The sequence below is a fragment of the Halomonas sp. NPDC076908 genome (assembly GCF_050269715.1).
Taxonomy (GTDB): domain Bacteria; phylum Pseudomonadota; class Gammaproteobacteria; order Pseudomonadales; family Halomonadaceae; genus Vreelandella.
The window spans coordinates 13,065-34,699 of record NZ_JBNNIW010000004.1 but is presented as its reverse complement, the minus strand read 5'-3'; the positions used below and the strand labels follow the sequence as shown (position 1 = coordinate 34,699).

The window sequence follows — 21,635 nt, the reverse complement described above, 5'->3', positions numbered from 1 at the left end:
CCTAGGTTATGGAGTAGTGCTTTTTAGCTAAATAGTTGCATATAAAGCAAAAAAATCATCAATAGTGGCTAAAACGACACCGCATAAGTTATTTTTTAGACGATGCGATGATAGTGCTGTTGCAACAAGCCACCGCTAAGCCATCACCTAATACTGCATGTCATGGCGAAAGTTAATGCCCAGACCAGCCCAATAAAATCGGCACATAGACCACCAGTAACAATACGCCAATTAAACCCAGCATATACGGCACAATCGCTCGGGTAATGCGCTCAAGTGGTAGCTGGGTGATGGATGACGCTACGTAAAGGTTAATCGCCACCGGCGGCGTTATCATGCCAATCGAAAGCCCCACCACAATAATCAAACCAAAGTGAATTGGGTCAATCCCCAATTGCAATACCAGCGGCAGCAGCACGGGCGTGAGAATAATCAGCGCACTTGCGGTTTCTATAAACACCCCAGTGAGCAGAATAATCCCCACGATCAGCAGCATAATCACATAAGGGTTAGTGGAGAGTGACAGCACCGCCTGGGCAATCGCTCCCGGCACCTGCCAGCTAGACAGCGTCCAACTCAGCACCGCCGACATCGCAATCACCAGCATAATCACCGCGGTAGTCATCGCCGAACGGATCAGCAGCTTGTAAATCTGCGGCAGGTTCAGGTCACGATAGACAAACAGCGACACCAGCATGGCGTAATTCACTGCCACGACTGCCGCTTCCGAAGGCGTAAAAATTCCTGAGAAGATACCGCCAAGGATAATCACCGGTGTCATTAACCCCCAGCTGGCATCTTTAAAGGTGTTCCAGATGGTGGTTAGCGAGAGTGGTGTGCCTTTAGGGTACTGGCGCTTATAGGCCTGCACAATCGCGATGGCCATTAACCCCAATCCCATTGCTAGCCCCGGCAAAAAGCCGTTTAAAAACAGCTTAGAGACCGATTGCTGGGCAATCACCGCATAGATAATCATCGGCACCGAGGGCGGGATCACCACCCCGATGGTACCGCTGGCGGCGATTAAGCTAGCCGCCGAGGCCGGGTCATAGCCTTTGCGTTTAAGCTCTGGCACCAGGCTTGAGCCTACCGCCGCCGTGGTGGCTGCACCAGAACCAGAAATGGCCGCAAAGAACATACCCGCCATCACCGAGACCACCGAAAGCCCGCCGCGCATAAAGCCAACCAGCGAATCGGCAAAGCTGACCAGCTTTTCGCTCACCTTGCCCTGGGCCATTAAATCCCCAGCGAGGATAAACATCGGGATAGCAACCAGGGCAAAGGAGTTAATCCCCTGGAACATCTGCTGGGTGACCACCATCAGCGGCACGCCGGACTGATGCAAGGCATAGAGCGTACTGGCACCAATCGCAAAAGCAATCGGCACGCCGAGCAGCATAAACAGGAAGAACAGCCCAAACAGCAGCAGCGTCATAGCGGCTCCTCCTGAGCGTGGGTCGTCTCGTCGCCCAGCAGTAGCTCAATGATATCGACCAGCGCGTACCACGCCATGATCGCCGCACAGATGGGCATCACCGCGTAAACATAGGTCATCGAAAGCCGCAGCGAAGCGGATTTCTGAAAACTCTGCACCTGCATATAGCGGTAGCCAATCACAATCAGCGTGATCAAAAACGCCAGCATAATACCCAATGCTAATAGGCGTGCAAAATGGCGCAGGCGGCCGGGCAGGGCATCCACGGCAAAGGTCACGGCAATGTGTCGGCCGCGCTGAAAGGCGAGAGTGCCTGCCAAAAAGGTGATCCACACCAGCAGAAAGCGAGCGACCTCTTCGGTCCAGCCCACTGCGCTGAACAGCACCCGGGAGACAATCTGCAGGGTAATCACCCCAATCAGCGCCGCCATGCCCGCAAAGACCACGGGCTGGATGATCGCATCCAGCCCGCGCTCAATTCGCCGCAGTAGCGTTAACAGCGGTTGAGTCGATGTGGTCACTTACTGAAGCGCCTCCTGAATGCGCGGCAGGTAATCACCGAACTGCTCGCCGTATTTCTCATACACCGGTGCCACGGCCGCCTGGAAGGCTTCCATATCCGGGGTTTCGTTAATTTCCATGCCTGCCTCGCTCAGTTCAGCTAGTTGCTCAGCTTCCATAATAGCATTCTGCTCCCTGGCGTGGGCGGAGGCTTCCTTCGCCGCGTCAAGAACGATACTTTGGAGTTCCTCCTGAAGACCGTTCCAGGCAGGTAGGCTCATGATGAAAATCGCCGGCGCATAAATATGCCGAGTCATGGTGAGGTAATCCTGGGTTTCCGCCAGATTAAAGGCATGGATGGCATTAACCGGATTTTCTTGACCATCAATCGTGCCTTGCTGCAGTGCGGTTAACGCTTCTGTCCAAGCCATGGGAACAGCATTGGCGCCTAGCTCGCGGAAGGTATCAACGTAGACCTCATTCTCGATAACGCGAAGTCTCAAACCATCGAGATCCTCGGGTGCATTAATCGCATTTCGGCTATTGGTGATATTACGAAATCCGCGTTCCGCGTATGCCAGCCCTTTAAGGTTCACATCTTCCAACTTAGCCAGGATTTCTTGGCCGATCTCGCCATCCAGTACCGAGTAAGCAGCTTCGGAGGTGGGAAACAGAAAAGGTAGTTCAAAGACGGAGAACTCATCGACGAAATTGGCAACAGGGCCGTTAGTGATGACGCCCATATCCACGGTGCCGATCTGCATACCTTCTAGCAAAGTACGCTCATCACCGAGAGAGGCGTTGGGATAGATCTCAATGGTAACCGCGCCATCAGTTTGTTCGCTGACGAGCTGCTGAAAGCGCTCGGCGGCGATATGGTAAGTGTCTTGGGTATTCACGACAGTCGCTAAGCGCAGGTTGGTAGGGGTTATTTCCTCAGCCTGGGCCATTAACGGTAAACCCAGCAGGCCAGCGCATAGCAAGGTTAGGTTTAACTGTTTGAATTTATTTGTATAACAGGATGCAGAGTGAGCGGTAAAACGGGCGCGATTATTCACATTATCTCCTAGTGATGGCTGTTCTTATTATCTTGGTGGGCTTCATCTATACCACATCGAACTTATAGGGCAAATTACTTATTTTTATTCCACTATTCGCGATAATAATCCAAAAAATCTTTATAGATCTTGGGCTTGAGTGATTTAAAGGTTAGCGATAGCCTGCAAGCATTGACGATTGATTAACTGCCTTGGAAAGTGATTGTGAGGCTTAGCCGATGGCGAGTCTTACTAACCATGGCAACGCCAGCTAAAACAGGAATAACCAATGGATAAGTTGCTTAACGACCTAGTGGCGGTAGTCGGCCCAGAAAACGTGTTGCGCGGTGACGATGTCTCCCAGCGTAGCGTCGACTGGTTTACCGGAGCGCCTTGTCGTGCCAAGGCCATTGTCAGGCCCCGCAACACTGAACAGCTCAGCAAAGTGATGGCCCTGTGCTACCAGACCGACCAGTTGGTAGTGACCCATGGCGGCATGACCGGCATTGTGCACGGTGGTGAAGCCAGCCCTGAGGAACTGGTCGTGTCTCTGGAGCTGATGAACCAGATCGAAGAGGTAGACCTGGTTGGCTCTACCATTCAGGTTCAGGCCGGGGTAACGCTCCAGCGGGTGCAGGAAGCCGCAGCGGAGATCGATATGCAGTTTCCCCTCGACCTTGGCGCCCGGGGCTCGTGCACTATTGGCGGCAATATCGCCACCAACGCGGGCGGAATACGGGTCATCCGCTACGGCATGATGCGACAGCAAGTGCTGGGGCTGGAAGCCGTACTCAGCGACGGCACCGTGGTCAGCTCGCTGAACAAAATGCTCAAGAACAACGCAGGCTACGACCTCAAACAGCTATTTATCGGTAGCGAAGGTACCCTGGGTATCGTCACCCGCGCCGTGCTCCGGCTGCAGCCGCATATGCCCAGCGAGCAAACCGCGCTGGTGGCGGTGCCATCCTTCGATGCCCTGACCCAGCTGTTGCGCAAGGTCTCCCAACAGCTCGCCAATAGCCTGAGCGCCTTCGAGGCGTTGTGGAATAGCCACTACAAGCTGGTGACGACCGAGAGCGGCAAGCACTCGCCCCCATTGGCCGATGACTCGCCTTTTTACGCGATTATCGAAACCCTGGGCCTGGATGACAGCCAGGATGCGGAGCACTTCGCCGAGATGCTTGAAAATGCCATGGAGGACGGCTTGATCACCGATGCCGTGCTAGCCAGCTCCGGCGCCCAGCGCCAGGGCATCTGGGCGATCCGTGAAGATATTGAAGTGCTGGTGAAAGAACTGAAGCCGATGTTCTCCTATGACGTCAGTCTGCCGATCCCGCAAATGGACGCCTACGTTGCTACCCTGGAGCAGAACCTCAAGGCGCAGTTCCCCGAAACAGGTAAAATGATCGTGTTCGGCCATCTGGGCGATGGCAACCTGCACATTATGATCACGGTGCGCGACGACAGCCCGCAAAGCCGCCGCCAAGTCGAGCAACTGGTTTACTCTCCGCTACAAGAGTACGCCGGCTCGATCTCTGCCGAGCACGGCATCGGGCTCGAAAAGTGCGACTATCTCAGCATTTCCCGCTCCAGCGAAGAGATCGCTTTAATGAAGCGTATGAAGGTCGCTCTGGATCCCAAGCTGCTGTTAAACCGCGGCAAAGTCGTGACGGTGGAGTGAGTTTGGCGGTTTGGCTATAGACCGCCCAGGGCGGAGGGGGCTGGTGTTATCAGTGCCCTGATGAGTTGCCGCAACCAGTGGATGCCCGCATCGTGATCCTTCCTTTCATCCCAGCACAGGCAGACTTTGAACGCTGGGACGTCCAGGGGCAGGGCGTAGAACTTCAGGCTATTGTTGCGGCAAATAACCCTGGCTGCGCTCTCTGTCACCACGCAGAGCAGCGTTGTGGATGCCAATATTTCCTGCAATGGGTTGATGTAGGGCGTCTTGGCGACGATTTTACGCTCCAACCCCAGCTCCCGCAGCTTTTCATTGATGAGCAGCGGGCTGTCCTCGCGATGGGATAGAGCGACCTGCGGGGAGTTTAAAAACGCCTCAAGGGTGATGGCGCTACCCTCACCATGAAAGCTGGCATCGCCCACACAGCCAATCACATCGTCAAACAGGTACTCATGGTGAGCGGTGAGCGGCAGGGTTTCGAGCTGCACTACCGCCAAGTCGATATCGTGCTCTTGCAGAACCTGCTGGGCGCCTTCTGCGCTTGCGATGCGCGTGGAGAGCATGTTGAAACACACCTCGGGGGCGTGTTCCAAGCAGTGCTGGATAAGCTTGGGTTGCAGCTGTTGGCTGACATAGTCCACTAGGCTGACACGAAACTCCCGCTTCGATGTGGCGGGAGAAAACTCGCTGTTGCTGTGAACCGCCTGATCAAGATAGAACAGCCCTTTGGCCACAGCGGCATCCATCTGCCGGGCAAGCGGGGTGGGCTGCATGCCGTCCAGCGTCTTGATGAACAGAGGGTCATCCATTAACAGGCGCAGCTTTTTCAGCGAATGGCTGACCGCCGGTTGCGTCAGGCAGAGCGCCTCTGCGGTCAGCGTCAAACTCCTTTTCCAATAAAGCGTGTGAAAGACCAATAGTAAATTGAGATTTATCTTATTGAGTCTATTCGCCAGCTTCGTATGGGGGGTGTCAGCCATCAGGCGATTCTCTTGTTGCGGGTGAGTTACTGAAGCGCCTCCTGAATGCGCGGCAGGTAATCACCGAACTGCTCGCCGTATTTCTCATAAACTGGTGCCACGGCCGCCTGGAAGGCTTCCATATCCGGGGTTTCGTTAATTTCCATGCCTGCATCGCGTAGGGCTTGTAACTGCTCAGCTTCCATCTCCGCATTCACTTGGCGCTCATGCTCGGCGGCTTCCTGGGCTGCCGCTAGCAGTACTTCCTGGGCGTTTTCAGGCAGTTGGTTCCAGGCGGGCATACCCATGACAAAAATTGCCGGGGCATAAGTGTGGCGCGAAAGAGTCATGTAGCTTTGGGTTTCATCCAGGTTGAACGAGTGAATCACGTTTACTGGATTTTCCTGGCCGTCGATGGTGCCCTGTTGCATGGCGGTGAGCGCTTCTGTCCACGCCATGGGAATGGCGTTGGCGCCCAACTCGCGGAAGGTATCGGTGTAAACCGGATTTTCCATGACGCGAATGCGCAGGCCGTCCAGATCTTCCGGCGAGTTTACAGCGCGCTCGCTGTTGGTCAGGTTACGGAAACCGCGTTCGGCGTAGGCCATACCTTTCAGGTTTACCTCAGAAAGCTTGTCGAGCAGTTCCTGGCCGATCTCGCCATCAAGAACTTGGTAAGCGGCTTCCGGGGAGGGGAACAGGAATGGCAGTTCAAATACCGCCATCTCTTCCACAAAGTTGGCTACCGGCCCGTTGGTGATTACGCCCATATCCACCGTGCCGATCTGCATGCCTTCCAGCAGCGTGCGCTCGTCACCCAGTGAGGCGTTGGGGTAGATCTCGATATCCACCTTGCCGTCGGTGCGCTCTTCCACCAGTTCTTCAAACTTGGTGGCGGCAATGTGGAAGCCATCCTGCTCATTGACCACGTGGGCCAGGCGCAGGGTAACGGGATCCATATCAGCAAAATCAGCGGCGTTCGCGGCGCTAACCAGCGCCAGTGAGATGCCCAGTGCCAGCGTGCTACGTGCAAATGTTTTCATATTATTGTGTTCCCAATGGACTAAGGTGCAGAAGTGCTCCCAAAGCATGCACTACAGCAGGGAAAACGGTCAATCGAACAAGCCCGCAAAACCGCTTCCCGGCTGGACACAGCCGCTCCGCACAGTTACGATACGCACCCACAAGCGCCCGTAGCTCAGTTGGATAGAGTATCGGCCTCCGAAGCCGAGGGTCGCAGGTTCAAATCCTGCCGGGCGCGCCAAATTGTAAAAAAAGCCCACGACTTTGAACTGACCCCATAAACTTGGACAGTGAACAACTAAGCGGCCAAGGCCTGATTCCGGTACTGCACCGGACTCAGGCCTTTTAGTTTGGTCTTAATACGCTCGTGGTTATAGTAATGGATATAGTGTCGGATGCCCGCCTGTAACTGCTCAATAGTGGCGAACCGATTCAGGTAGAAATATTCAGACTTCAGCGTTCCAAAGAAGCTCTCCATCGCGGCATTATCCAGGCAATTTCCCTTGCGTGACATGCTCTGGATCACACCATGCTCGGCGAGCTTGCGCCGGTAGGCAGGCATCTGATATTGCCAACCTTGTCGGAATGCAGCAACGGAGCGTCTTGGTCGGTCAGCTTGGCTAAGGCTTTGTTCAGCATCTCCCCTACCAGCGAGAACTGTGGTCGTTTCTGCATTGTGTAAGACACAATTTCCCCGTTATAGAGGTCCATCACGGGCGACAGGTACAGCTTCTCGCCTCGGACATTGAACTCCGTGACGTCGGTGACCCACCGTTGGTTGGGGCGTTCAGCCTGAAACTGACGGGCAAGAAGGTTGGGAACACTGGCCTGCTGGCCACGATAGGAGCGGTATTTCTTCGGACGTACCAACGACTTCAGCCCAAGGTGCTTCATGAGGCGTTGGACTGTCTTGTGGTTGACCTGCTCTCCCGCCTGGCGCAACGCTGCTGTGATGCGGCGATAGCCGTAGCGCCCTTTGTGACGCTCGTAGAGGGTGTGAATTCGACGCTTCAGACCCGCATGCCGATCATCCAACTGCTGAACCCTTGCCTGATAATAGAAGGTGCTACGCGACAGTTCGGCGACTTTTAGCAGCACCGGCAAAGGGTGGCCTTGCTTCAGTTCAAGGACTACCCGCGCTTTTTCTGCGCGGCCTGCTCTTTGGCCTGACGCAAGGCCCTCAATTTTTTTAGGTAGGCCACCTCAGCACGCAAGTATTCGTTCTCTTGGAGCAGCTGCTCCAGCGAGCTCTTTTCAGTCACTGGAAGTGGGGGCTTGGGGGGCTCTGCTGTGGGCATCTTCGTCGGGCGACCTCGGGCTTTAGGCTCCAACGCCTGGAAGCCTCCTTCATGATACTGGCTTTGCCAACCCCGTACGACCCCCACTCCACCTCGGATATCGAACAGGGCAATCGCTTGTCGGGCTGAGAGATCCTCTTGTCTCATCCGTTGCAACACCAATAATTTGAACTCGGCGCTGTAGCGGCTGGACTTCTTCTGCAGGCCGCTCAGGCCATGCTGTTCATAGCTTTTCACCCAACGCCTGACGGTGGCATGGTCAAGACCATACTGCTTGGCCAGCCATCTATAACCCTCTTGTCCTTCTTTGTAGCGCTGTACGACTAATAGCTTGAACGCTTCCTTATACTTCGCCATGAAAAACACCCCAATCGCTGGATGAGTGTCCAACTTTTGGGGTGCAGTTCAACTTAGTCGCGGGCTTTTTTTATTGGCTTGAGATATTAGTTCTTACACCCATTTTTGGCGCAGGTAATTCGTTCAGAGGTGGATACCCAGTGGGAAGAGTGTTCACGGGTATCAAACCCGCATCCAGTTTTGCCACCTTTTGATCCTTTATGCACTTCATTTGTTGGAGTATGTTTGACCGCCATTTTGCCTCCTTCACTTCATAGTTAATTATTATGCTCTTTATTTAGAAGCTACTGTTATCTCATTAGCCCCTATACAAAGCTTAGCTTGAATTAAGTTTAGTACCGAAGATTTCTTTGCTAGGTGTCCTGTTAAGAGAACGATGTCGTAAGCTTGAGTTTTTAACGCCCACCCCGCAAGAAGAGAAGCTGCTATGGATAAGGTTGTGCACTCCCCAATCTTCCGGCTTCAACTCTTTCTGCCTGGGTCTGCGCTAACGGTACACAGCATAACGACGACTAAGGAGGCGGAGTCTGACGAGGTGGCGAAGAAGATGGCGACGATCAACACCGCCAAGCCCTGAATCAAGGTTGCGGCGGGGCAGTTATCGAAGAACGCAAACATGGCGAGCGGGATACTTTCCGCGACCGCGGCAGACAATACACCTGCCTGATCCCCCATGGCTTCCCGTGCGGCGGGCCCTATGCCATCAATCTCCATCGCCGACCAGCCGAAGATCGCAAATCAGATTAGCGTAAGAATAGAAGGGGCGAACATCACGCCGAGTTTCACTAGCGCAGGTTCTTACTGATCAAGTGTCGTCAGAAATGCAGCTGTACATATGCGATCCTGCCGCCTTAATAGAGTGCTGAGGGCCCAGGCCCAGGCAGATATACACAGAAGTGCCCGGCCCTTCGGTGCTTGCTGATACAAACATACCCAGTGTCTAATGTAGAACAAACGGTAGAAATTAACTTTGCCAGTTCAAACGTGGGCAGCCACTGGCAGCCGAGCGAAGGCTTGCTGGAAGCCACCGCTAAAGCCTTATTATGGAAGCCGCAGCGGTAGCTATGGACTGTGGAGAGTGCGTCTATAAGGCGCAGAGGGAGCGATGTCTAACGATTAATGGCGTCTCACACAGTTAGAACGTTCCTGTATAGGCACCTCCGTCGAGCAGAATGTTCTGACCGGTCAAGTAACCCGCATGTTCGCTGCACATAAAGGCACAGAAGGCACCAAACTCTCCGGCGGTGCCAAATCGCCGGGCTGGTACGCCCTGGGCTCGCTGCTCGCGTACCTGTTCGATAGTTTGCTGAGTCTTCTCCGCAACATTTTCGAAGTTGCCACGCAGGCGGTCGGTATCAAATGAGCCGGGTAATAGGTTATTAATAGTGACGTTGTGCGAGGCGAGTTGCGGCTGGCGAGCGAGCCCTGCGACGAAGCCGGTTAGCCCGCTGCGCGCACCGTTGGAGAGCCCGAGAATGTCTATGGGGGCTTTGACCGCGCCCGAGGTGATATTGACCACGCGACCAAAGCCGTTGGCGGCCATACGGTCGACCGTGGCCTTGATCAGCTCTATAGGCGTGATCATGTTGGCATCCACGGCCTGTATCCACGCTTCCCGATCCCAGTCGCGAAAATCACCTGGTGGCGGCCCGCCGTTATTGTTGATAAGGATATCGACATGGGGGCAGGCGGCCAGCAACGCCTCCCGTACTTCCTCGCGTCCGATATCGCCGGCCACCGGCTGCACCTGAATAGCCGGGTTCAGTGCTCTCAACGCGTCGGCTGTCTTTTCGAGCACCTCGGTATTGCGTGAGTTGATGGCCAGGTTGACACCCTCTTTGGCCAGCGCTTCGGCGCAGCCTCGCCCCAAACCTTTGCTCGCCGCGCATACCACGGCCCAGCGTCCCGCGATTCCCAGATCCATACCATGTCCTCCTATTTCTTCGATATTCGGGCTCACCGTGACGAATAGCCACCGTCTACCGGTAAAAGTATGCCCGTTATAAAGTTAGCGCCCGGAGAGGCCAAGAATAGCGCGGGCCCGGCGAGGTCGTCGGGTTTTCCCCAGCGGCCCATGGGCGTGCGGCCGACGAGTTCCGCCGAGCGTTCGCTATTCTGGGTGAGCGCTGCCGTCAGGTCGGTGGCAATCCAGCCAGGCGCAAGGGCATTGACGCGAATACCATCGCTGGCCCAGGCGATCGCCAACGACCGTGTGAGTTGGGCCACGCCGCCCTTAGAGGCAGAGTAGGCTGGGGCATGCCCGCTGCCAAAAAACGACAGCATTGAAGCGGTATTGATAATGCAGCCACCCGTTGCCTTGAGGGCCGCATGTGCGGCATGGCAGCAGCGCTGGGTGCCGTTGAGATTGATGTCGATAACCTCAGCAAAGCCTTTGGGCGTGAACTCCTTGCCGTCACGCTGGATAACGCCAGCGCAGTTTACCAACACATCCAACTGCGGGAATGCCGCGAAGAAGCGCTCAACCTGGGCTGGGTCACGCACGTCGAGTTGGTGTTGGTCGGACACTCCTTCAGCCTGCTGTTCGCTGTCAGGCTCGATGCCGGTGACGTGAACCTCGTCGCCCTGGGCGGCAAACGCTTGCGCAATCGCCCGCCCGATGCCGGTAGTACCACCAATAACGATAACAGTCTTCATATCGCTCCTCTTTAGAACGTGAAAAGGGGTTTAGGTTACGAAAATGAGTTGCTTAGGATGGGGTCGCCGCCGCACGTGTCTGCCAGGCCGAGCGCACGCTGGAGACGATAATGGCCAGCCATACCAGTAATGCGAGTCCGCCCAGCATGGCAGCGATAGGGCGTTCGAAGAGCACCAGGAGCTCGCCGTTGGCTTTAATCATTGAGCGCATAAAGTTGCTCTCCACCACTGGGCCGAGAATTACCGCCAGAATCATGGGCCCGATGGGGAAGTCGTTCTCCACCAGAAAGTAGGCCAGCAGGCCCAGCCCAAGCATCAGCCAGACATCCAGCAGACTGTTGTTGGCGGCGAAGGCACCGACGATGCAAAACAGCAAAATGAGCGGGTACAGCACGCTGAAAGGAACTGCGAGGATATGTCGTGCGCCGCGAATGGCGAACATACCAAGAGGTAATAGCAGCAGGTTGGCCAGTATGAACACGATGAATATGGCGTTGACCAAGGTGGCGCTGGAGGTGAAAACATCTGGCCCTGGTGTAATGCCTTTCATCATCAGTACGCCGATAATAATGGCGGTGATAGTGTCACCAGGAATGCCGAACACCAGGGCAGGGATGTAGGCACCCGAGAGCGCGGCATTATTTGCCGAGCTAGCCGCGACCAACCCTTCGGGATGCCCGGTGCCATACTTTTCGGGCGTGCGCGAGAGTTTGCGTGACAAGGCGTAGCTGATCCATGAAGCGATATCGGCCCCCGCCCCGGGCAGGGCGCCGATCAGCGTGCCGAGCACGCCACTACGCGCGATCCCTCCTTTGTATTGCCACATTAGTCTGCCCACGCCGCTAAATGGCTTTTCCACCGGCGGAGGCGGAGGAAAATGGGTGTGGCCGATTTCTGGCATGCGTCGCAGCAGCTCCGCGATGGCGAACAGGCCAATCAGTACCGGCAGAATTGAGATGCCGCCGAGCAGATCAGAGATGCCGAAGGTAAAACGGATCTGGCCAGAGACCGAATCCATGCCCACCATCGAGATCAGTAGGCCGATCAGCATTGAGATCGCGCCCTTGAGGGGATCTGCACCAGATACCAGCACGGCGCAGGAAAGCCCGAGCAGGGCCAACCAGAAGTATTCGTCGCTGGTGAAGCGAAGAGCGAAATCAGCCACCAGTGGGGCGAAAAATACGAGAAATGCAACGCCGATGAGCCCGCCGACGACCGAGCACGCCAAGTTTACTCCGAGGGCTTGGCCGATCTTTCCCTGACGGCCCATCAGGTAGGCTTCTTCAGTGTAAGCCGCTGAGGCGGGGGTGCCAGGTATACGGAGCAGGGCACCGGGTATGTCGCCAGCCACGATAGCCATAGCCGTGGCGGCTACGATAGCGCTGATCGCTGGAAGCGGTTCCATGAAAAAGGTGACCGGTACGAGCAAGGCGGTCGCCATCGTTGCGGTCAAGCCTGGAATGGCGCCGATCAGCAGGCCAAATAGCGAAGCGCCGAGGATCACCGCGAGGACATCCCAGGCAAACACCATGCCTAATGCTGCGTGTAGTTCCGCCATTAGTAGATCACCTCTTCGAGAATGCCCAGATCAAGTGGCACATGCAGCAATAATGCGAAAACACTCCATACCACCGCACTTGCCACAATGGCGACGATAATGGCCAATCCCCAGCGGCCGCCTGACAGCCAGCCAATCAACAAGGTGAGCATTATGGGCGCGACCAGTGGGAAGCCGAGCAGCGGCGTTAGCAAAACGTAACCAGCGACGGCGGTGATAACAGCGAGCAGGCATATTAAAGTACGCGACAGCGTCACCTGCCCCTGCCAAATGAACAGGGCGCCACGCTGCTGCCAGCCGCGAAGTGACAGTAGCAGGCCAAGCCCAACTAGAAAGGCGCCGATGATGGTGGGAAAAGTGCCAGCCCCGTAGGGCTGGCGCGCTATCGGCGGGAAATCCTTGGAGGCCCAAATAGTAATGGCGCCAAGCAGCGCCATTACCAGCCCCATCAAGAGGTCGTTGATGCGCATGGTGTTACTCTGCTAGGCCCAACTTGTCGATTATTTCACCGTTATTTTCGTCAGCTTCAGCCATAAAGTCGCGAAAGCCTTCCGGACCTTCCCACTGCATGCCGAAGCCCTGATTGGTCATGAACTCCTGGAATTGGTCAGATTCGTAGACGGCTTCTGCGGCCTTCGCCAGGGTATCGACGACATCATCGGGTAATCCTTCAGGGCCGATCAGACCACGCCACGTACCCGCCGCCCATTCGTCGCCGGTGACTTCTTCGGCAGTGGGAATGTCAGGGAAGGCGTCAAGGCGCTCGTCGGCGAACACGGCGAGCGTTCTTACGCGCTCGGCACTTCGCATGGATTCAGCTTCGGGCAGTGAGGAGAACACAAAATCCACACCACCGGCAGCGAGCTCCTGAAGGCCGGGGGCAGCACCTTCGCTGGGGACGAGTGAAACAGTGTTGGGATCAATGCCCTGCTGGTTAAGGAAACCAGTGAATGCCAGATGATAGGCAGCGCCTGGTGCAGAGCCCGAGACAGTGTATTCGTTGGGGTTGGCTTCAATGTCTTGCAGGGCGCTATCGAGGTCTTCCCACTCTGATTCGGCGCTGACGTTAAACGCCGCGGCGTCGAGATTGATCAACGCAATCGGCGACAGATCTTCATACGAGACTTGAGAGCTGCCAATGTGTCGATAGGTAGTGATCTCGGCGGTCACCAAGCCAAGGGTATAGCCATCCGGCTCGGCATTGGCCATGACTGTATGACCCACCACGCCAGCGCCGCCGGTGCGGTTGACCACATTTACCGTTTGCCCAAGCTGTTCTTGCAGCCCATTGGCCAACTGGCGGGCTACTGCATCGGTGCCGCCACCCGCTGACCAGGGGACTATCAGTTCAATCGGTTTTTCGGGGTAGTCAGCTTGAGCACTGCCGGTTGACAAGGCGAAAGCGAGTAAGCTAACGGATATGGCTAGCGGGGTTTTGTTAAACATCATGAGAGTGCTCCGTGTCATTTTGTAGTTTTGTTTTTGGCGTTAGAACCTTAAATCATGCATTTTGTGTTGGGTGAATGTTTCGCTTCAGCGAATGAACCGGTCGACATAGTCACGGCCGAGCCCACAGGCTTCATAATGCTTACGACACATGTCTATCTTGGTAAAAACATCTTCGTAACCTAAGTGCTTGCCCCATGGGTCGACGTAATACATTACGCCGTTGACCTGGAAGAGAGTGATCATTTCCTCGACATCCTCGTCGACAACCAGTGTGTGAGTCTCGCCTGGAGGTTCGTAGACGTAGCTGCCCTCCGTAGCCTCCCAGTCGTGCTCTAAATAGCGCCATTTGCCCTTGAGTACCATGCCATGCACCGGGTTAGGATGACGGTGGCGGCTAAGTACGCCGGACTTGCGAACGCGCAGCAGGTTGACCCAGTAGCCTTGTGACACGTTCAGGCACAACGGTCGGAAATCAACGTTTTCCGCTTGCGGCACCCAGATTCGTTCATCCTGGGGGAGGGCATGCGGCTCGACAATTTCAAGTGCGGCCTCGGCAGGTTGCGGATATTGGTAAGGCATTCGTTGATGATCATCAGCTTGAACCGGCATATTTCCTCCGTCCACTATGTGGACATATTGATCATAATATGGACAATATGTTTTAAGGTAAGAGTCCAGTCGCGATGCGTCAATGGGCCGTGACAGATTGCTGATTAGACATTCGTATTATTTGAAGAGGTGAGCAATGATGGTTGACGGCGAAGAAGGAGTGTCCCGCCCCGGCGTACAGGGGGCCGCCGCGGTGACAAAGGGCCTACGCCTGTTGCAAGTGATAGCTGAACTTGGCAGCGAAGCGACCATCCGTAATATCCAGGCCCATCTAGAGATGCCACGGCCTACGGTCTATCGTTTGCTAAATACACTTGAACAGGAGCGCTTTGTTGAACGTAGTCCAGTGGGTGGAGAGTACGTGCTGGGTCGCTCGCTGCTTCGTCTCACCCAGCAATCGCTGGCACGCAGTAGCTTGCAGGAGCGCGCTCGGGCTACCTTGCGCGCCATCGGTAAGCAAACTGGAGAAACGGTGCACTTGGGCGTGCCGTTTGGCTGCCATATGACCTTTGTGGATAAGGTTGAATCGCCTGAAGCAGTTCGCATGGCCTCTTACATCGGTATGCCAGTACCGATGCATTCCACCTCGGTAGGTAAGGCGTATCTCGCCACCCTCGACGAAGCCACCCGTGAGCAGTACCTAGCTCAATTGACGCTAGAGCCCGTCACATATCGCACCTGTACGACGCTTGAGGCGTTGCGCAATGAGCTCACGGTGACGCGAGAACGTGGTTACGCAATCGATGACGAGGAAAATGAACTAGGCATTATCTGTTTCGGTCAGGCAGTTCGCGGCGGCGATGGTCGAGTGGAAGGGGCTATCAGCGTCAGCGTGCCACGCTATCGACTGCCTGATGATGGGCAGCAGCGTATCTTAGAGTGTATCCGTTCGCTATGTCGTGATGCTGGTTTGGTGTGACCCCGACATTAACACCAGCAAAGAGCTGGCAATACCAACTTACTCAACGCAGCGCATGCCCACGAAATGGTTTAGGTTGTGGTGCCGGATCAAGAAGAGCTTCTAAAGCAACGGCAATAGCTAATAGCCTCGAATCGTTATTGCCAGGCCCATTTAATTGTAAGCCAAGTGGCATGCCTGCCGAATCAGACCCCATTGATAGAGTGACAGCGCACCAATCAAAATAATTGGCGGGCTGTGTATTGCGCGTCATACCCATCGCAGCCTGCATCGCCATGTCAGGATTCTCTAGTTCACTCAGCTTCTGCGGCGGCGCCTGGGTGGTAGGGCTAACAATCACATCGACTTGATCAAACAAAGGTTGGGCTGTCTCAATGTGACACTGTCGCTCTTGAGCCAGCGTTAGGTAATGATGGGCCTTGATGCCAATACCTCTATCAATGCGTGCACGAATAATAGGATCTATGAGCTCCTTATGTTTCAGAAAGAACTCCTCGCCCAGCCACGCCAGTAAGTGAGCGGGCATGGCGACGGGGAAGTAACGTTCACGACCATCTACGTCCGGCACGTGAACGGAAGTCTGCTGAGCGCCATTCGCTTCGAACACGGAAAGGGCGTGCTCAAACGCGAGCTTCATTTCCGAATCGACACCCTCAAGGAAGTAGTTATCTGGTACGCCCAAGGTTAGCTGACTAGGTTGCATCGGAGTTTGATGCGTTTGAGATAACGGATTAATGCGTGAGTTTAGCGCCTCAAAGGCAATAGCGGCGTCCTGAGCGGTCCGTGTTAGCAGGCCGATGGAGTCGGTATTAGGTTCAAGAGGAAATGCACCGTCAGCAGGCCATAGACCCACAGTGGTCTTTAAGCCAAACAAGCCGCACATCGCTGCCGGCACTCTTACGGATCCTCCCGTATCGCTACCAATAGACAAGCCGCACAGGCCAGAGGCGAGTGCGACCCCTGCGCCTGAGCTTGACCCCCCAGGGAGGCGATGATGCTGATCATCCCATGGGTTCCAAGGCGTGCCACGAGATACGGAGTGTCCCGTGATCCCGAGCGCAAATTCTACCATTCGCGTGGTACCTAAAATCACACAGCCCGATGACTTCAGCGCACGAATAAATGTCCCTTCTTTGGCGCCTAGCTTCTCCTGAAGAGGAAGATTGGAGCCAGCATGTGGTGTTATTCCGTCGACAACAAAAAGATCCTTAACCGATACCGGCAATCCCATCAGCGGCCCTAGATCGACCCCGTTGGCCAGCAGGATATCCATGGCACGTGCTGTGGCTAGAGCACGGTCTGCATCTACTGTTTCATAGGCGCAGAGCAATGGGTCTAATACCTCAATGCGTGCTAAGTAAGCACTCACTGCTTGCTCCGAAGTGATCTCACCTTGGCGCAGTGCATCTGCGAATCCAGCGATTCCCAGTGATGCGACCGGATCCGTAGGAATAGTCATGGATGCTCCTTATTCAATGAGTTAAGGGGTGATAGTGGTAAATGGTTTAAGTGATAGGGCTTACCGTTTAATGAAGTTGCCTTGCTAACGTTTGCAAGCATGGTCTATACATAATTAGTCGTGAATAATCGAAAAGATACTAAAAAATCGACTAAACGTCTTTTTGTAGATCTTATCAAGGGGCAAAGTAATGAAAAAACTAATCGCTGTCGCTTCAATGTCTCCCTGGCTCCTTGCGGCGCCTGCCGTTATGGCGGATATCGAAGTCGGTGTTATCAACAGCCTATCTGGACCCTTCGCAGCCTTTGGTGAACGCTATCAGGCTGGAATGGAAGTGGCGTTGGAGGAAATCAATGAAGGTGGTGGGGTAAGGGGTGAACCCCTGGCCCTGTCGATTCAGGATGACCGTTCAGAAGCCACCAGTGCCCTGGCAGCGATTGAGTCACTCAACCGCCAGAATGTTCCTTTGATCATGGGCTCCTATGCATCGAGTATCACTGGCCCGATGGCACAATTGATGACCCGACAGGAGATACCTCTCATTGTCCTGGGTAGTGCAGACAATAGCATTACTAAACCTGGCTCGCCCTGGGTATTCCGTGCTAAGCACAACTCTTCGATTGTTGCCGAGAGCTATTTTGACTATTTCGACTTCCTCCGCGAAAGCGACGATAGCCTGAATACCGTCGCCATGTTGTATGGCAATGGTGCTTGGCCTGCATCGCTGGCCGAGGAGGGTGAACGTTTAGCGGAAGAGCGGGGCTATGAAGTCGTGGGCAATCAATCCTACGATCAAGGTACATCCGATTTTCGGCCCATTCTGAACCGCTTCCGTTCTGAAGAACCTGACCTGCTTTATATAGTTGCTTACGCGGAAGATGGTGTGGCTATTGCGCGTCAGATGCGTGAAGTGAATTTAAATGCTAAGGCCGTGGCTATCGACACTGGTGCCGCCTTGCCTAGTTTCGTCGATCAGGTAGGTGATCTTGCCGAATATGTGGCCACTGTAGTGAGCTGGAGCAAGGACGTTCAGTACGATGGTGTGGAAGATCTCTACGAGCGGCTAAAAGCCAAAACGGGTGAGGAACCCACTTTCTACGAAGCCGAGGGTTATCTGGCACTTCGAGTAGCTGCTGATGCGCTTGAACGCGCCGAGTCTCTTGAACGCAGTGATGTGAGGGATGCTCTAGCCGAGACCGATTTGGATACGCCGGTCACTCATGTTGTGTTTGAAAGCTTCGATGGCTTTCAGGGACAGAACCCGATTCGCAGCCTTGTATTGCAGATACAGGACGGTGAGCACGTCACCGTGTTCCCCGCCGACTTGGCTGCTGAAGAAGTTCGTTATCCAACACCGGTGTGGGACGAGCGCTAATCGGGACGCCTGCATGGCACAACTAGAGAGATCATGATGTTTGACTATGTATCCTTTTTGCAGAACTTGTCTAATGGGGTATTGATCGGTGGGGTCTATGCGCTGATTGGGGTAGGGCTAACGTTGGTGTTCGGGGTAATGAAGATAATCAACTTTGCCCACGGGGACTTCGTTATTCTGGGCATGTACTGTGCCGTGTTGCTCAACTCCCTACTTGGTTGGGATCCATACCTGTCTCTGCTTGTTGCCATGCCGCTTGGGTTTATGGCGGGGGCATTACTCCAGCGATTGGTACTCTCTCGGCTGATGGAAGCACCACCTGAAAGTTCGCTACTGGTCACTCTTGGGCTAGCCTTGGTCATTGGCAATATACTGTTGCTGACCTTTGGGGCCGAGCCCAAGTCCGTCAACGTGGCGTATGCTTCCAGCACGGTAGCATTAGGAGAGGTCAGCTTCTCAATGATCCTACTCCTGGCCGGTCTAGCGACGATAGTAGTTATTGTTGGGCTATATACGGTACTCAACCATACGGAGCTGGGTCGAGCCATTCGTGCCACCGCTGACAATCGTTTGGGTGCCGAACTCGTCGGTATCAATACCCGCTGGATTGAATCAGTGGTCTTCGGTATTGGTATGGCCCTGGCCGTTACAGCAGGCGTTGTGCTAATTCCGCTGTTGTTTGCCACGCCGACCTTTTCGGGCGCCATCTTCACGCTCAAGGCCTTTGTAGTCACCGTGTTAGGAGGACTGGGCAATATTGGGGCTGCGATCGCCGGTGGGTTATTACTGGGAGTGGTAGAAGTGATGGGCGCTTCATACCTCACATCGGACTACCGAGACGCCTACGGCCTACTGGTGTTTCTGTTGATACTACTGCTACGGCCTGAGGGCCTATTCGGTAAAACGGTGAAGCGCGTATGAAAAAGCATTACATCATTTTTGCCGGATTGGTCCTGGTCGGTATTCTCTATCCACAGATGTTTCCCGGCTATCTATCGGTAGCCATTACCTTACTGTTATACGCTGGCTGGGCCACCGCCTGGGATATCCTGGGTGGGTGGGCCGGGCAGGTGAGCTTAGGGCATGCTAGCTTCGTAGGACTCGGCGCTTATTTCGTTGCTGTTGGGACTTCACACCATGAGATTGCTCCTTGGTGGACAATTCTGATGGCACTGGCCGCTGCTGCCGTGCTGGCATATCTATGGGGTCGCTTGACCTTCAAACTTAAGGGGCCCTATTTCACCCTATCCACCATTGCCATCGCTGAGATCTTTCGACTGATCGCTATTAATGAAGGCTGGTTGACTGGAGGCGCGACCGGGGTCTTTATCATGACGTTGCCAGAGCCCTTCGGTCTGGATCTGTTCTCCCGCCAGGTCAACTACTATCTAGCGTTGGCATTTGCGGCGATAACGGTGTTAGTGGTGATGCTTATATCCCGCAGCAAGTTCGGCTACCAGCTTCGCGCTGTACGGGAAGATGAAGATTCCGCCATGGCATCAGGAATCAACCCCACCACCGTGAAACTGAAAGCGTTCATGCTTTCCGGTGCATTGACGGCGCTTGGAGGTGGTATCTATGCGATCTTTCTCTCCTTCATCGAACCACACATTATCTTTTACCTATTGTTGTCGGTACAAATAGCCTTAACAGCCATCATCGGTGGGCGAGGAACCATCTGGGGGCCTTGCGTGGGGGCGCTGTTGATCGTGGGCTCGGGTGAGATATTCCGAACTACGTTTGCAGAGGCGAACATGCTGATTTACGGCTTGTTGATAATGGTCGTAGTTATTTTCATGCCTCGTGGAATCGTTGGCGAGCCAGCGCGTTATTTGATCAGGAGGGTTTATGCCAAGCGCGCTCAAGGCTGATGGCATCACCGTAGCGTTCGGGGGTGTAGTAGCAGTGAACGATGTTTCTCTAGATGTCGAGCAGGGTAAGATTCTGGGGTTGATCGGACCTAATGGGGCAGGCAAAACCACGTTATTCAATGCCCTGACAGGCTTTGTTACCCCCCAGGCAGGTCGCATTTACTTGCATGGCAATGAGATCACCAGCCTTCCGCCTTATATGCGTACGCGTGTTGGTATAGGACGTACGTTTCAGACGGAAAGACCCTTCGAAGAACTGACATTGCTTGAGAACGTCCTGGTGGCAGCCTTCCTCAAAGAGCCCAAACGCAAGAAAGCCGAACAATTGGCCATGGACGTTCTGGAAAAGGTGGGCCTTGCGGATCGCTATGATCAACCAGCACTGGATCTGAACTTGGCCAGACGCCGGCGTTTAGAGCTGGCTAAAGCATTAGCTGTCCAGCCTAGCGTCCTGTTTCTTGATGAGATGATGGCCGGTTTAAACCCGCCAGCTCTCAAAGAAATGATCGAATTTGTGCGGCGATTGACTGACCAAAACCTGACCATCGTGATGGTGGAGCACATTATGGAAGCCATCATTGAGCTATCGGATCATGTGATCGTCATGGCGAACGGCAGTGTGATTACCGAGGGTTTACCACGCGATGTGATCGAAGATCCACGCGTCATTACCGCCTATCTGGGAGAGGACTGATGTCAGATCAAGCGGATAATGTACTGAGTGTCCAGAATGTGGATCTCGGTTATGGTTCATTAAAGGTGGTCTTCGACGCCTCGCTGACGGTCAAAAGTGGTGAACTGGTGGGATTGATTGGCGGCAATGGCAGTGGCAAGTCGACCATCCTGCGAGCAGTGTCAGGGATGATTAAACCCTGGAAAGGAACCATTCACTTTGATGGACAAGAAGTTTCTGGGCGTAAACCGCATGAGATGGCGCGCTTGGGGCTCGCTCATGTACCGATGGGGCGTCAACTGTTCGGCAATATGACAGTACACGATAACCTGTTGTTGGGGGCCTCACTGCCCTCAGCACGTGAGCGTCGTGACGAAAATCTGGAGAAAGTTCTAACGCTCTTTCCTGATCTTAAAAAGTACGCCCGTGAAAAAGCAGTGCAACTTTCGGGGGGGCAACAGCAGATGGTGGCGATTGCTCGGGGGTTGATGCTTGGTCCTAAGATGCTCCTGCTGGATGAACCTAGCCTGGGATTGTCGCCACTATTGGTCAAGGATGTGATGGCGGCGATACGCCGGGTAGCCGATACCGGCATGCCTATTTTGTTGGTCGAACAGAACGTTAAACAGGTACTACAGGTCAGTGATCGGGCTTACGTACTGGAAAATGGCTATCAAGTTCTGGATGGACCGTCTAGCGAACTGCAAAACAATGAAAAGATTAAGAAGGCCTACCTAGGGCTATGATCAGCACGTTGGGGTGACTCCCGAGCACAT

At 54.5% G+C, this 21,635-nt stretch carries 20 protein-coding genes, 1 tRNA gene and 1 pseudogene; 8 read left to right on the top strand and 14 right to left on the bottom strand.

Going from position 1 to position 21,635, the window contains the following annotated elements; all coding sequences use genetic code 11:
* Window positions 1-172: 172 nt before the first annotated feature.
* From ACQKE4_RS03370 to ACQKE4_RS03360, 3 genes are read right to left on the bottom strand one after another with little or no spacing between them, the layout of a single operon-like run.
* Window positions 173-1,435, bottom strand: a complete 1,263-nt coding sequence (locus ACQKE4_RS03370; protein WP_427386897.1) for a TRAP transporter large permease — start codon at window positions 1,433-1,435, stop codon at window positions 173-175.
* Window positions 1,432-1,956 (bottom strand): TRAP transporter small permease, encoded by a 525-nt coding sequence (locus ACQKE4_RS03365; protein ID WP_427386896.1) that lies wholly within the window; start codon window positions 1,954-1,956, stop codon window positions 1,432-1,434. The genes ACQKE4_RS03370 and ACQKE4_RS03365 overlap by 4 nt, the downstream gene beginning before the upstream one ends.
* Window positions 1,957-2,994 carry a TRAP transporter substrate-binding protein gene (locus tag ACQKE4_RS03360; protein WP_427386895.1) on the bottom strand — a complete coding sequence of 346 codons (1,038 nt, stop codon included), beginning with the start codon at window positions 2,992-2,994 and terminating at the stop codon, window positions 1,957-1,959. It lies immediately after the preceding gene.
* 268 nt (window positions 2,995-3,262) lie between these two features.
* Here ACQKE4_RS03360 and ACQKE4_RS03355 point away from each other — a divergent pair, with 268 nt between their 5' ends.
* Window positions 3,263-4,654, top strand: a complete 1,392-nt coding sequence (locus ACQKE4_RS03355) for an FAD-binding oxidoreductase (protein WP_427386894.1) — start codon at window positions 3,263-3,265, stop codon at window positions 4,652-4,654.
* Window positions 4,655-4,668: 14 nt separating this feature from the next.
* Here the strand turns inward: ACQKE4_RS03355 and ACQKE4_RS03350 are convergent, their stop codons facing one another.
* Window positions 4,669-5,634, bottom strand: a complete 966-nt coding sequence (locus tag ACQKE4_RS03350) for a LysR family transcriptional regulator (RefSeq protein ID WP_427386893.1) — start codon at window positions 5,632-5,634, stop codon at window positions 4,669-4,671.
* 26 nt (window positions 5,635-5,660) lie between these two features.
* Window positions 5,661-6,656 carry a TRAP transporter substrate-binding protein gene (locus tag ACQKE4_RS03345; protein WP_427386892.1) on the bottom strand — a complete coding sequence of 332 codons (996 nt, stop codon included), beginning with the start codon at window positions 6,654-6,656 and terminating at the stop codon, window positions 5,661-5,663.
* A gap of 144 nt (window positions 6,657-6,800) precedes the next feature.
* Here ACQKE4_RS03345 and ACQKE4_RS03340 point away from each other — a divergent pair.
* Window positions 6,801-6,877: transfer RNA gene (locus ACQKE4_RS03340), tRNA-Arg, on the top strand.
* Window positions 6,878-6,934: 57 nt separating this feature from the next.
* Here ACQKE4_RS03340 and ACQKE4_RS03335 read toward each other — a convergent pair.
* The 8 genes and pseudogenes from ACQKE4_RS03335 to ACQKE4_RS03300 form a co-directional block, all read right to left on the bottom strand.
* Window positions 6,935-8,291: pseudogene (locus ACQKE4_RS03335) on the bottom strand (IS3 family transposase).
* 462 nt (window positions 8,292-8,753) lie between these two features.
* Window positions 8,754-9,005 carry a BCCT family transporter gene (locus tag ACQKE4_RS03330; RefSeq protein WP_427386891.1) on the bottom strand — a complete coding sequence of 84 codons (252 nt, stop codon included), beginning with the start codon at window positions 9,003-9,005 and terminating at the stop codon, window positions 8,754-8,756.
* 421 nt (window positions 9,006-9,426) lie between these two features.
* The gene (locus ACQKE4_RS03325; protein WP_427386890.1) at window positions 9,427-10,215 is read right to left on the bottom strand and encodes an SDR family oxidoreductase; all 789 of its coding nucleotides are present in this window, start codon (window positions 10,213-10,215) and stop codon (window positions 9,427-9,429) included.
* Window positions 10,216-10,247: 32 nt separating this feature from the next.
* Complete coding sequence (locus ACQKE4_RS03320; protein ID WP_286902410.1) at window positions 10,248-10,946, bottom strand: SDR family NAD(P)-dependent oxidoreductase; 699 nt, start codon at window positions 10,944-10,946, stop codon at window positions 10,248-10,250.
* A 52-nt stretch (window positions 10,947-10,998) separates the two neighbouring features.
* Window positions 10,999-12,504, bottom strand: coding sequence for a tripartite tricarboxylate transporter permease (locus ACQKE4_RS03315; RefSeq protein ID WP_427386889.1), 1,506 nt, complete (start codon window positions 12,502-12,504; stop codon window positions 10,999-11,001).
* Window positions 12,504-12,974, bottom strand: a complete 471-nt coding sequence (locus ACQKE4_RS03310) for a tripartite tricarboxylate transporter TctB family protein (RefSeq protein WP_427386888.1) — start codon at window positions 12,972-12,974, stop codon at window positions 12,504-12,506. The genes ACQKE4_RS03315 and ACQKE4_RS03310 overlap by 1 nt, the downstream gene beginning before the upstream one ends.
* A 4-nt stretch (window positions 12,975-12,978) precedes the next feature.
* A complete protein-coding gene (locus ACQKE4_RS03305) occupies window positions 12,979-13,953 on the bottom strand; it encodes a Bug family tripartite tricarboxylate transporter substrate binding protein (protein ID WP_427386887.1) in 975 nt (324 codons plus the stop codon).
* Window positions 13,954-14,037: 84 nt separating this feature from the next.
* Window positions 14,038-14,562 (bottom strand): 2,4'-dihydroxyacetophenone dioxygenase family protein, encoded by a 525-nt coding sequence (locus tag ACQKE4_RS03300; protein ID WP_176304258.1) that lies wholly within the window; start codon window positions 14,560-14,562, stop codon window positions 14,038-14,040.
* A 136-nt stretch (window positions 14,563-14,698) separates the two neighbouring features.
* On the opposite strand from ACQKE4_RS03300, the gene ACQKE4_RS03295 reads away from it, so the two are divergent.
* A complete protein-coding gene (locus ACQKE4_RS03295) occupies window positions 14,699-15,481 on the top strand; it encodes an IclR family transcriptional regulator (protein ID WP_427386886.1) in 783 nt (260 codons plus the stop codon).
* A gap of 43 nt (window positions 15,482-15,524) precedes the next feature.
* On the opposite strand, the gene ACQKE4_RS03290 is transcribed toward ACQKE4_RS03295, so the two are convergent.
* Window positions 15,525-16,940 (bottom strand): amidase, encoded by a 1,416-nt coding sequence (locus tag ACQKE4_RS03290; RefSeq protein WP_427386885.1) that lies wholly within the window; start codon window positions 16,938-16,940, stop codon window positions 15,525-15,527.
* A 190-nt stretch (window positions 16,941-17,130) separates the two neighbouring features.
* On the opposite strand from ACQKE4_RS03290, the gene ACQKE4_RS03285 reads away from it, so the two are divergent.
* The 5 genes from ACQKE4_RS03285 to ACQKE4_RS03265 are packed head-to-tail and all read left to right on the top strand — an operon-like array spanning window position 17,131 to window position 21,605.
* On the top strand, window positions 17,131-18,315 hold the full coding sequence (locus ACQKE4_RS03285) for an ABC transporter substrate-binding protein (RefSeq protein WP_427386884.1): 1,185 nt from the start codon (window positions 17,131-17,133) through the stop codon (window positions 18,313-18,315).
* A 33-nt stretch (window positions 18,316-18,348) separates the two neighbouring features.
* Window positions 18,349-19,236, top strand: coding sequence for a branched-chain amino acid ABC transporter permease (locus tag ACQKE4_RS03280; RefSeq protein ID WP_427386883.1), 888 nt, complete (start codon window positions 18,349-18,351; stop codon window positions 19,234-19,236).
* Entirely contained in the window at window positions 19,233-20,186 is a 954-nt protein-coding gene (locus ACQKE4_RS03275) for a branched-chain amino acid ABC transporter permease (RefSeq protein ID WP_427386882.1), read from the top strand. The genes ACQKE4_RS03280 and ACQKE4_RS03275 overlap by 4 nt, the downstream gene beginning before the upstream one ends.
* On the top strand, window positions 20,164-20,880 hold the full coding sequence (locus ACQKE4_RS03270; RefSeq protein WP_427386881.1) for an ABC transporter ATP-binding protein: 717 nt from the start codon (window positions 20,164-20,166) through the stop codon (window positions 20,878-20,880). Before ACQKE4_RS03275 ends, ACQKE4_RS03270 begins: the two co-directional genes overlap by 23 nt.
* The gene (locus ACQKE4_RS03265; RefSeq protein ID WP_427386880.1) at window positions 20,880-21,605 is read left to right on the top strand and encodes an ABC transporter ATP-binding protein; all 726 of its coding nucleotides are present in this window, start codon (window positions 20,880-20,882) and stop codon (window positions 21,603-21,605) included. Before ACQKE4_RS03270 ends, ACQKE4_RS03265 begins: the two co-directional genes overlap by 1 nt.
* Window positions 21,606-21,635: the final 30 nt, after the last annotated feature.